Source organism: Syntrophorhabdales bacterium (assembly GCA_035541455.1).
GTDB lineage: Bacteria > Desulfobacterota > Syntrophorhabdia > Syntrophorhabdales > WCHB1-27 > JADGQN01.
This window is the reverse complement of record DATKNH010000043.1, coordinates 1-10,735: the sequence shown is the minus strand read 5'-3', so window position 1 is coordinate 10,735 and position 10,735 is coordinate 1. Positions and strand designations below refer to the sequence as shown.

The window sequence follows — 10,735 nt, the reverse complement described above, 5'->3', positions numbered from 1 at the left end:
CTCCGGTCACCGTCAACTTTACCTTATCCGCGAAGTAAGGTTGGAAAGGAGCAACATCAATGCCCCTCAGCCCTATCTTTAGATCTGCAGAAAGAGGTTCCGTGCTGATACTTCCTGCAGTGGAAACTGCTCCTTTCCCATTCAGAAGGAAAGAGAGGTCAAGCTTTCCCTTGCTCCTCTTCGCGGTCGAAATATTCTCTCCTTTCAACCTCACGTTCTGGGCGCTCAACACGACCGGGCTTGGAGTCGTCTCATCCTCGAAACGAACAATGTACTTATCGATCAGCATCTGCTTTAGGGTGACAAGCCACTGTTTCTCAGACTCGCCAGGAGTCTCCCTGGTATTTGGTTTTCCTGCTGGCTCTTTTGGAGTTGATGGGAGCGGAGTCAGCGTGAGGAGATTCACATCGCCGTTACGCAACCGTTTGACGAGGAGTTCACCTTTCTCTGTGGAGAATCTTCCCACGCCGATTTCTCTTTTTGTCAGATCCACATCTGTTTCATTGATGGAGAAATTCGGAATCTTGACAAAGTCCCGCTGCTCCCCTGGCTTCCTGAGGCGGAGATCCCTGAGCGTAACAGACATCCCCGAAAGACTGATCTCCGGTTCCTTTCCACCTCCTGCATATCTGTATCGGGTTGCAAGGTCGATGCGGCCGTCTTCGATGTCGAAGAGGATGGCATCCTTGTAGTAGGGGCCATACTTCTTGAGAGAAACGGAAGAGACCGCCACCACGCCTTCGGACCACAGAGGCTCCACGGAAAACTCACCCTCGTCTTTGATGGTTTCATTGGCTTCGGTTTTGAGGGATAGTGCATAGGCTGATTTCTTGTCCTTGCCGTTATTGAAATGGTCAATCTTCAGGTCGATCGGGTCGAAAATCGTTTTGAAGGGCTTACTCCTGGAAAGGTCAGTAAAAGAGATTTTCCCCCCTGACAGCACTATCGCATCGATCTCCAGCGACAGGGGTGGTGCCTCCTCGGTTTTTCTAGCGGCAATCCTTTCTTTGCCCTTCTCATAGAGAAACAACTGCGTGTTGAGGACCCCCTTTTCATCACGCTGGATGTCAAATTCTGGCGAAGTGATCGACACCTTCGACAGGTGAACGGTCCTCAAAAGGGGCTCTGACGGGGCAATGGAGATATCGAGCAGGGGGAGTCTGAAGAGCGGCTTGTTTTTTTCATCGTCCACGGCCATGTTTTTCAAGGAGACATTGCCTGTGACGGTGAGAGCGGGATCTCTTCCTTTCGTCTCAATGAAAGATATCTTTACGTCTGTATCCATTGACGCCGAAACAAGCCTGAACTTCATCTTCATGGGGATATACGCCAGGTAGTACGGTATATTGAAACCCTTGATAGCGACATCAACGGAGGTTTCACGAGAATCGGCGAACGGCTTTGTTTGACCCTGGATGGTGTAGAGAGCATCGTCAATCCTCGCTGAGAAATGCGGCTCCACGAACCTCTGCACATAGGAAGGGATGTTCGACAGAAAGGGGACGCCAATTTTCAAGTCTCTGACGGTATGTTTTGTGTTCTCTGGTTCGTCTAGAAAATCGATGCTCCCGTCCTGTATGCTGATGTTATTCAGATCGAAGCGTAAGGGTTTGGACTTGGTTTTCTCCGGAGCCGGCTTGTTCTCCTCCAGTAAATCTGAGAAATTGTAGGAGAGGTTTTGGTTACGGGTGATCCTTACGTAGGGCCTGGTGATCCGGAGTTCTTTAAGGACCGGAGCCATTCTGATGATGGAAAGGCTCTCCAGATTCAAGAAGAGCTCGTCGAAGGATACGAACGTCTCGCCACTGGCCCGGTCCTTGATCGTTAATCCTCTTGCGGTTACGGAAAGAGTGTAGGGATTGATCCTGATCTGGTTGAGGGTTACTTCCCGATGGAGATTCTTGGAGAGTTCCTTGATCAAGACGGATTTCATTACGGGAGGCAGAACAAAAAACCCCACGAGGGTGAACAGGGCAAAGAAGATAACGAGTCCAATAACAATCTTCTTCACTCGGGGTCTTATTTTCTTTTCGTAGATTCCGGCTAGTTTGTTTACCATACGCTCACCTTCTCGCAGAAGAGTACGAAATCAAGCTTGCTTTACCTGTAATCTAGTAAGTCCATGCGAATAGTCAATGGGATCTGGCAATTTGAATTCTGTTGAATTGCGAGGTTGGGAGTGATAATGAATAGTGAACCGAGTTGGTTTCGTTAAAACACAAACAAGCAGGGAGGTAGTGATGATTGGTGCTAAGTTGTCCCGGGTAGCCTTCGTGTTGATGATCTGTCTCCTCCTATTACTGGCGAACCTTTCTCTCGTCTTCGCGCAAACTAAGCCATCGCTGCGACTCGGTGTCAACATGGATGCGACTGGTTATGGAGCGTGGCTGGGAGAGCCGGAGGTGCGTGCCGTTGAGTTCTTTGCAGAGCAGCTCAATGCGACAGGAGGTATCAAAGGCCGCCCCCTGCAGGTCTTTGCCTACGACAACGAGAGCAGTCCTGAGAAATCGGCGAGCAACGTCAAGAAGATGATCCAACGGGATAAGGTCGTGGCAATCATCGGAACGCCCATCACTGCAACCTCGAACGCTGCGAAGCCCGTCGCTCAGGAGGAAAAGGTTGTGAACTACTCGACGTCAGGCTCCTTCGACCCCAACTATGCCGATTCCTTCTGCTTCGCCTCCTGGGTGCACACTTCGGAGATGGTCGAGACCATCTTTGACTATCTGGTGAAAAAGGGCACCAAACGGGTGGCTACGCTTTGTGCCACCGATTCAACGGGTCAGACATGGTTCGAAGAGGTGAACAAGGCCGCAAAGAAATACAGACTTGAGATCGCGGGTGAACGTTTCAATGTCAAGGATTTGGATGTGACGGCGCAACTTGCCAAGGTTAAGGGGATCAATCCTCAGGCGCTCATTGTCGGTGTGAGCGGCGCACCGAATGCTGTGGTCGCCAAGAATTTCACGCAAATGGGTTTCAAAATACCCTACATCACAGGGCACGGCAATCTTTCTGACACCTTCATCAAACTCATCCGGGATTTTCAGCCGGAGCCACTTCTGCTGCCCGGTGCCCATTACGTCGTTTGGAGAGAACTTCCCGATTCGTATCCCCAGAAGAAGCTGATGAAGGAGTTCACCGAGGCTTTTGAAAAGAAGTTCAAGAAAGAGCCTGATATCTATGCAGTTGTGGCTACGGATGCTGCGCGGGTCGTTGCAGAAGGGATGAGGCAGGTCATCCCTGAAGGGCCCAATGAAAGCGTCAAACTGAGAGATGCCATCGAGCGGATCAAGAACTATCCCGGGATTTTTGGTGGAACCTACACGTTCAGCAAGGATGACCATCGAGGTATTCACAAGGATGCCGCGTTGATGGTCCAGGTGAAGGACGGAAGGTTCGTGATGGCCAGATAGGCCGACTCGGATTCCGCGCCCACATGCGTCCGAACGCAAATCATTAACACCCAAGGGAGCACTCCATCCCAAGAGAGTGCTATCGTGAGGCGTTTCCGCAACGCCGTGCACTACCAAAAAAATATTGCTTGTCTTCACTGTCAGCATCTCAGTAAAATGTGACGAGTACGCATTGGGAGGATTATTCATCGCTCTCACAAAAGGTCGCGCACGGCATGCATCGCACCCAGGCTCCGCCGGAGGGCAAAAACCTCCCTCGCATCCGGCGGCCACCACAAAGAAGGGAATATCATCCTCCGGGGTAGCGAGAACAGAACAGCTTGCGGTCCTTGAAGCCCTCCACCTCCCTGTAAGCCTCATCAGCTCCAGCTACATCTATAAGTGGGTGAACACACGCTACGCAGCAGCCCACGGCAAGGAACCGGAGGAAATAATCGGCAGGACGGTACGGAGCCTTTGGGGTAAGGCATTCGACCAGAGCATAAGACGCAGGCTCCAGCAATGCTTCAGGGGAAAGGAGACTCGGGACGAGGGCTGGATGCGCTTCCCGGCTCTCGGCCAGCGTTATTGCGAGGTCGTTTATTCGCCTTACGCCACACGCGATGAGCCGGTCAGTTCAGCGATCGTCATTACATATGATCTCACCGAGCGAAAGGAACTCGAGGAACGCCTGAGACAACGCGAACAGCTGGCAGTAGAGCAGATCTTCATGCAACGCGATCTTGCCCTGCGGTTGGCGCAGATAGAAAGTTTCGACCAAGGACTCACCCTCATTCTTCAAGCGGCGCTGAAGGCATCAGCCACAGAGAGCGCGTGCATCTGGCTAAAAACGGAGCCGGTCGGGGACCTTGAGCTGGTCTCGTCCGTCAGCCCCTCAGATGTGTTCCCAGGTAGTCACGGCAGCATACCTGCAGGATCTGCGTTGTGGTCCGCGGTAATGAAAGGCAAGAGCGTCTACGAACCTGTAGGCGACCAGGGCCGACCAGCCTACGGCGCATTGATCCCGATACAGCGAGAGGGCCAGGTGGTCGGTGCTCTCACAGTCGGCTATCCGGACGGGACGAAGATACCCGAGCAGGGTCGACTTACGCTCGACTTCCTCTCTGCGGAACTGGGAACGATCATAGCCCGGATGCAGGCACGCCGGCAGCTTGAAAAGGAAATCGAAACGCGCAGAGAAGCTGAGAAGGCTCTCGAAGCAGAGCGCCTCAGCCTTCAGGAAGCAAACGCTGCGCTGAAGGTGCTGCTGAAACACCGAGAGGAAGACAGAAAAGAACTTGAGGCACGCTTTGTGGCAAATGTAAAGCAACTTGTACTCCCGCATGTCGAGAAGCTTATAAAGAGCAGGCTCGAGCCTCAAAGCGCGACCATGGTCGGCTTTATCCAAACGAATCTCAGAGAAATCCTCTCTCCTTTTCTCGATAATCTACGCGCCTTCAACCTCACCCCGCGTCAACTTGAGATTGTCGATTTGATCAAGGCGGGAAGAACCAGCAAGGATATCGCGGAAGCATTGCATGTAACCAAGGAAGCCATCGACAAGCAACGGTTTCTGATCAGAAAGAAGCTGGACCTCAATAAAGGGAAGACAAACCTCCGATCCTATCTCCTGTCACTCCTATAAGTATTACTATTAGCGTCATACTTTACACCATTTTACGTCCTATTCACAAAGTGGACCTTCCGCCCTAAACTGCTAGTAACGAAGCATAAAGGAGGTAATCCCCATGAAAGAACGCCTTGTGGTAGCAGCACATGTGACGGCCGTCATCCTGGTAATCGTGTCCTTAGTACTGCTCGGCCGGGAGATCAGTGCCAGATCGCCGTTTGCGCTGGAACCATCCCAGCAGGCCATTGAAATGGCGACCGAGGCGCTGATCGACTGAGCCCCAAGCAGACAGGAGACAACCTCATGCAAGGACCGAGTAAGATCCATTCACGTACTTTTCCAAAAGGAGGAACAACCATGAAACAAGTAACGAGAGTGGTGTTGGTAGTGGTCTTTTTCTTACTGGTGGCCGCGACGCTGACGTCCTACATCTGCTTGATCTGCTATCCTGACCATCCTTATGTTGCGGACGTCCAGAAGGCTCTTCTGGCGGAAAGCGGACAAGATGATCAACCTTTAGTTCTTGCCTGGGCACAAGCCAAGGGCCTCTAAAAAAGGAGGGTATCATGGAAAACTTGTTTGTGGTCAATAGCGGTTTCGCCGTACCGTTGGCTCTGATCGTGTTATGGCTTGCTGCAACCGCTGCAATTCGATGCTTCGTCTACCTGTCGCGAAAAGCACGCGTGTTCTTCGCCACAAAAATCGGACAGATCTCGATCCCCCTTGAAAGACCCCTTGCCTGAGGGACGGAGCAGGACAAGAGCGGGAAGCGGGCGGGTGTCGTGTGATGGCAGAAGATTCAGTACGACACCCGCAACCTCTATTTCCTGAACCTGTTACATTTATCTTCCCAGTCTGCGCACTATTGCGTGGTGATGATGCTCGGACCGTGTATTGCTTTCTCACGTTTACTGCGGACGGTACGGAGACCATCGGCAGTGCAGGGGGTTCTTGTGATGATTCAAAGCACGGACGTGTTGGCACGTGTATTGCATTTTAAGTGAAACCGAGAGCAGCATCGTGAACAGCAGCGACAGGCCCGTACGGAATCCTCACGTTGTGCTTCGCGAGGAGTTCGACGACTGGGCAGTGCTCTTCGATCCCGATACCGGTAAAGGCTTCGGCCTGAATCCCACCGGGGTCTACCTGGCAAGACTCCTTGATGGAAGCCACACCCTGGATGACCTCTTGGAAGAACTGGGTGCTCATGCCAGAGACGTACCCAGGGAAGCCCCAGAGGAGATTACGGCCTTTCTCAACCAACTGGCCGCGGAGGGGTTGGCCGCAGTCCACCGTCCCGAGGGTGCCCCCCGCAAAGAGAGGGAGAGGAAAGAAAGACGACGAGCGAGACGCTCGCCTCCTTCCTCCTCTAAGTCGGGTGATCCACACCTATGCGCGTATGCACCCCCGGAACTCGTCAACCTCAACTCAGAGCATAAGGCCCTCGGGAACTGCTATACAGGCACAGGTATCTGCTGTGAATCCGGGTCATCGACCACCGGGTGCAGCGGCGGAGGGGGCGGAAACAGCAATGACTGCGGCTCCGGGAATTCAGCTCACAACTGCTCTGGCGGTTCTACCGTAGGCTGTTGGAACCCGTGCACGGGAATCTGCTGCGCAGGGCTCACCGACGCCGTGATGTGTCACGGAGGCATAACAACCAGCTGTTGCAACAGTGGAAATAGCCCCAGCAGTCCGATCACCTGCGGCTATGGAGGCTCCCCCTCCAGTCACGGTTCCTGTTCCACAGGAGTTGGCGCCTGTTGACACGGAGCTTCACCGCTTTGCCATCGTCGAGAGTCCACTATCTTCTCCGATCGCGGAATCCAAGAAGTATCTCTGATGCGGATTCTGCGCAGCACATATTGCATTGTCACCGAAGCTGAGTGGGAAACGCCAACAAGAACTGCATCTGTGACTTATACTATACACAGAGTACCCTGCAAAGGAGCTTTGCATGAAGAGAGGACGGGTTATATTGATCTCCTGCCTGTTACTGGCACTCGGTATGCCTGCTTTCTCCGCCCAGGAAACAGAGAACATCTTCAGGGCCGTTGTCAGGATACACGCACATGTACCGAAACACGCACGGACTGCCGATACGCTCGGCACTGAACGGGAAGGGTACGGTGTCGTTATAGATTCGAAGGGTGATATCCTCACCATCGGCTATCTGATCGTGGAAGCAGAAACTGTGGAAGTGATCGGGCCAAGAAGCACACCTGTAAAAGCGGCGTTCGTGGGGTACGACCAGGAGACCGGTTTTGGGGTGGTGAGGACTGAAGAACCTCTCGGCGTCGAACCGCTGCAACTCGGGTCCTCCGCACTATTGAAAGCAGGGGATCCAGTTCTCGTTATGGGGGAAGGAGGATCAACGAATGCAGGGGGCGCTTATGTTGTCAAACGGATGGAGTTCGCTGCCGGATGGGAGTATCTCCTCGAAGATGCGATTGTCACGTTTCCCGCGTATCCGGACTACGGCGGGGCTGCCCTGATAGGGCCTGAGGGCAAGCTGCTCGGCATCGGATCATTACTCACCGCAGTGTCACTGCCGCACGCCGGTACCGTGGCCTGCAACATTTTCGTTCCTGTCGATCTCTTGACCCCGATCCTCGGGGACCTCACCACGGGCTTTCCGAGAAAGGCCCCCCGACCCTGGCTCGGGATAAACTCGGAAGAAGCGCACGGCCGCGTTTTTGTCGCTCAGGTGACTGCGGGAGGTCCGGGAGAGAAGGCCGGTCTGAAAAAGGACGATCTTATCATGACCGTCAATGGAGAGCCGGTGAGCGGGCTTGCGGATTTTTACCGCAAGGTGTGGGCGCTGGGTAATGCAGGTGTCGAGGTCGTAATGACGGTCCTGCGGGGGACGCGGATACACGAGATAAAAGTACGCTCCAGTGACCGTAACCAGTTTCTTCAGCTCAGACCGAAACAAACGATATGATCTTAGCGCCAGACGGGAAGCGCTCTAATTACCGCAAGAGTTGCCGCTAAGACATGATTACGCGGAGGTAGTCTTCCGCCATAGCAGGATCAAGTCTTCTGAGGATCTGATAGACCTTCTTGGCCGAGTTCAGATCATCGACCATGTAGTATTCCAAACCCAAGTTCTTCCATGCTTGGGCATAGTCTGGTTTCAAGCGTGTCGCTCGCCGCAAAGCATCGATCGCCTTTGTGTCCTGTTTGAGCTTCATGTATGCCACGCCAAGATTGTTCCATGCGTTAACGAAATGGGGATTCAGGCGTATTGCCTCCAGATACGCGCTAATCTCTTTATCATACGACCGGGTACTTCCATAGGCTACGCCCAAATTGTACCACGCCTCTGCATCATCAGGTTTCAGTCGTATCGCTTTGTCAAAGGCGTCTATAGCCTCGGCATACTGACGGCGGCTGTCATACGCCATGCCCAGGAAATTCCAGGCACCGGCATCGCGTGGCTTAGACGCCACCCACTTACGACAATGCTCTACCAGTGATTGGAAATCCTGTTGGCTCTGAAGGCTTCGTGCCTTCTCCTCCCATGAGGACGCAATCCCTGTCCCCCTATCAGAGTGCACTAGCCTTGAAGACTCCCGGTCACAGGACTTGCCAAGACCAAGAACCGAGAGCACAAGCACAAGGAGACCTGCAGTCACTATGACAGAATAACATTTTTGTTTAGGGCTCTGGCCGGCTTTTGAATCATTAAGTGAAGCTGCCTTTTTTTCTTTTTCAGCTTTCCACCTGTCGAAATCCTGTCTCTCAAAATCGCTTTCTCGGGAATGTTGTTGCCTGCTACCGTCATACTTGTTTTCGCTGTTTGCAAAGTCTTGGTACGCTTCTCTAAAACCTTCCCGTCCAGAGTGCGATTTCCTATTGGATCCGTTACGAGCCGCTGCTACATACCTGGCTAATGCTTCATAAGCCCAATTTATGTCCTTGAGCGTATCCTCTGCCTTCTTCTTTAATTGCGGGTTGTATTCAAAGCGATCAGGATGCCATACCTGAATCAGATCGCGGTAAGCCTTTTTTATCGCATCGAGCGAGGCTCCGGCTTCGAGTCCAAGAATTTGATAGCACCGTACTATAGCTGGATCCAAAAATGCCCCTGCAAAAGTTCTCCTTTCTTATCGCTCTTTCAGCTCTTCTACTTTAACGATTATCATGCGCGCGGACGCTTTTCACTGCCTGTGCAGCCCTATTCTAACCGCGATATCGTAAATCTGTTTATATTCCTCGTCCCTCAATTTTGAGACTTGTGCCGGCGATCTGTATTCGCAGAGGTGCCCCATCTGATCGAGTTTCGGCTTGGTGATCTTCACGGCCTTTTCAATGGCGGGTATAAGAACTCTCTTGGCATCATCTGGTATTCCGGCGGGAGCCCATGGCGCAAACCAGGTGGCCGGCAGAGTCTGTGCGTAGCCCAACTGTCTGAGCGTGGGGATCTCGGGATGGCTTGGCAACGCGGGGTCAATGAGGAGCACTCTCATTCTGCCCGCCTCCACATGCGGTTTGAACTTTCCATACCCGTCGAGGGCAGCCTCGACATGTCCTCCCAGGACACCCGTGACCACGCTCTCACCGCCTTCGTAGGGCACATGGGTTACCCTGATCCCCGTGATCGACTGGAGGAGTTCTATGGCGAAATGCGTGAAAGAGCCAACGCCGACTGACGTCATGCGAATCTTTCCGGGGTGCTTCCTGGCATACTCGACGAATTGAGGGAAAGTCTTCCAGGGTGCATCAGCCTTCACGCCGACCACAGTCGGCATGAAAAAGTGGAATCCCAACGGTTCCAGGTCCTTCATCGGATCGTAGTGTACGACCTCCGGATTGGTGATCGGAACATAGATAACGGGCGACGCACTAGAGTAGAAGAGCGTGTACCCGTCTTTCTTCGCCCTGACTGCCGCATCTGCACCCAACACGGTCCCTGCGCCTGGTCTATTATTCGGAATGATCTTGGTGCCGAGGAGTTTGTCCAGTTCCTCTATCAGCATTCTGCACGCCGTGTCACCCTGACCGCCTGGTGGGTAAGGAAGGATCATCTGGATAGGGCGATCCGGGTATCCCTTTACGCCACTGGTCTCGGGCGCGAGCATGCTGAGGCCCAGCACCGAGGTCAAAAGAAGAAACAAACCACGCGCAATTCTCATAACCCCACCCCTTTGGCAATCAGACCACGCAGGAGTGCTATGCATTGCTGGAGTTGTGGCTCCTTTTGCACTCCAGTGCAATCTTGCGACAAATCTGCGATGCAGTATAGACCTCGATTCGGCGTGAGTCAATCCGGAAGGATTATCCGTGGAATGTCCGACACCATGACCAATGGGTCAGACGCTGCGGGAGAGAGGAGCATTCCCGGCATTGATTTTAAAGCGCGCCTGCCGCGACTCGAACGCGGAACCTACGGATTAGAAGTTATTTGACGGGGATGCCCTACCCTTTCCTGATTTCATCCTTTTCAAGTCCCATAGCTAGTTTGCCCGCATTTGGCAAGGGAGAGCCTTCCCTATTTTCAGAGGCAGAAACCTTATAGCTACTAGACAAAACTATACAGGCAAAAAACGGGGGGGCTGGGAAACTGGCCCCTTCTTGTGTTCAGGCGCGTCATTGCTTACACCTGTAGAATCATCTAAAGTCAAAGGGCACCTCGCCATAGTCAACATGAAGTTGTACTATGGTGAAAGACAACCAAATCTTTTCATGGAGGTGCCCCAATGACAGT

General features: G+C 52.9%; 10 protein-coding genes. 7 read left to right on the top strand and 3 right to left on the bottom strand.

The features are described from left to right. The coding region (locus VMT71_04790; GenBank protein HVN23263.1) for a DUF748 domain-containing protein at positions 1–2,059 on the bottom strand (2,059 nt) is incomplete at its 3' end. A 181-nt stretch (positions 2,060–2,240) separates the two neighbouring features. On the opposite strand from VMT71_04790, the gene VMT71_04785 reads away from it, so the two are divergent. The 7 genes from VMT71_04785 (at position 2,241) to VMT71_04755 (ending at position 7,969) form a co-directional block, all read left to right on the top strand. Beyond that, positions 2,241–3,416 carry an ABC transporter substrate-binding protein gene (locus VMT71_04785; protein ID HVN23262.1) on the top strand — a complete coding sequence of 392 codons (1,176 nt, stop codon included), beginning with the start codon at positions 2,241–2,243 and terminating at the stop codon, positions 3,414–3,416. Positions 3,417–3,588: 172 nt separating this feature from the next. Continuing rightward, entirely contained in the window at positions 3,589–5,040 is a 1,452-nt protein-coding gene (locus VMT71_04780; protein HVN23261.1) for a PAS domain-containing protein, read from the top strand. 103 nt (positions 5,041–5,143) lie between these two features. Next, a complete protein-coding gene (locus VMT71_04775; protein HVN23260.1) occupies positions 5,144–5,302 on the top strand; it encodes a hypothetical protein in 159 nt (52 codons plus the stop codon). 80 nt (positions 5,303–5,382) lie between these two features. Further along, positions 5,383–5,577, top strand: coding sequence for a hypothetical protein (locus tag VMT71_04770; protein ID HVN23259.1), 195 nt, complete (start codon positions 5,383–5,385; stop codon positions 5,575–5,577). A 14-nt stretch (positions 5,578–5,591) separates the two neighbouring features. Next, complete coding sequence (locus VMT71_04765) at positions 5,592–5,768, top strand: hypothetical protein (GenBank protein ID HVN23258.1); 177 nt, start codon at positions 5,592–5,594, stop codon at positions 5,766–5,768. Between the two features lie 277 nt (positions 5,769–6,045). Further along, positions 6,046–6,792, top strand: a complete 747-nt coding sequence (locus VMT71_04760; GenBank protein ID HVN23257.1) for a PqqD family peptide modification chaperone — start codon at positions 6,046–6,048, stop codon at positions 6,790–6,792. 190 nt (positions 6,793–6,982) lie between these two features. Further along, positions 6,983–7,969, top strand: a complete 987-nt coding sequence (locus VMT71_04755; GenBank protein HVN23256.1) for a S1C family serine protease — start codon at positions 6,983–6,985, stop codon at positions 7,967–7,969. Between the two features lie 46 nt (positions 7,970–8,015). Here VMT71_04755 and VMT71_04750 read toward each other — a convergent pair whose 3' ends face one another. Continuing rightward, positions 8,016–9,107, bottom strand: a complete 1,092-nt coding sequence (locus VMT71_04750; GenBank protein HVN23255.1) for a tetratricopeptide repeat protein — start codon at positions 9,105–9,107, stop codon at positions 8,016–8,018. Between the two features lie 81 nt (positions 9,108–9,188). Further along, positions 9,189–10,163 (bottom strand): tripartite tricarboxylate transporter substrate binding protein, encoded by a 975-nt coding sequence (locus VMT71_04745; protein ID HVN23254.1) that lies wholly within the window; start codon positions 10,161–10,163, stop codon positions 9,189–9,191. Between the last annotated feature and the right edge of the window lie 572 nt (positions 10,164–10,735).

Coding starts and splice junctions, on each gene's coding strand:
- VMT71_04770 (HVN23259.1), top strand. CDS start 5,383: ATGAAACAAGTAACGAGAGTGGTGTTGGTAGTGGTCTTTTTCTTACTG.
- VMT71_04755 (HVN23256.1), top strand. CDS start 6,983: ATGAAGAGAGGACGGGTTATATTGATCTCCTGCCTGTTACTGGCACTC.
- VMT71_04765 (HVN23258.1), top strand. CDS start 5,592: ATGGAAAACTTGTTTGTGGTCAATAGCGGTTTCGCCGTACCGTTGGCT.
- VMT71_04745 (HVN23254.1), bottom strand. CDS start 10,163: ATGAGAATTGCGCGTGGTTTGTTTCTTCTTTTGACCTCGGTGCTGGGC.
- VMT71_04775 (HVN23260.1), top strand. CDS start 5,144: ATGAAAGAACGCCTTGTGGTAGCAGCACATGTGACGGCCGTCATCCTG.
- VMT71_04785 (HVN23262.1), top strand. CDS start 2,241: ATGATTGGTGCTAAGTTGTCCCGGGTAGCCTTCGTGTTGATGATCTGT.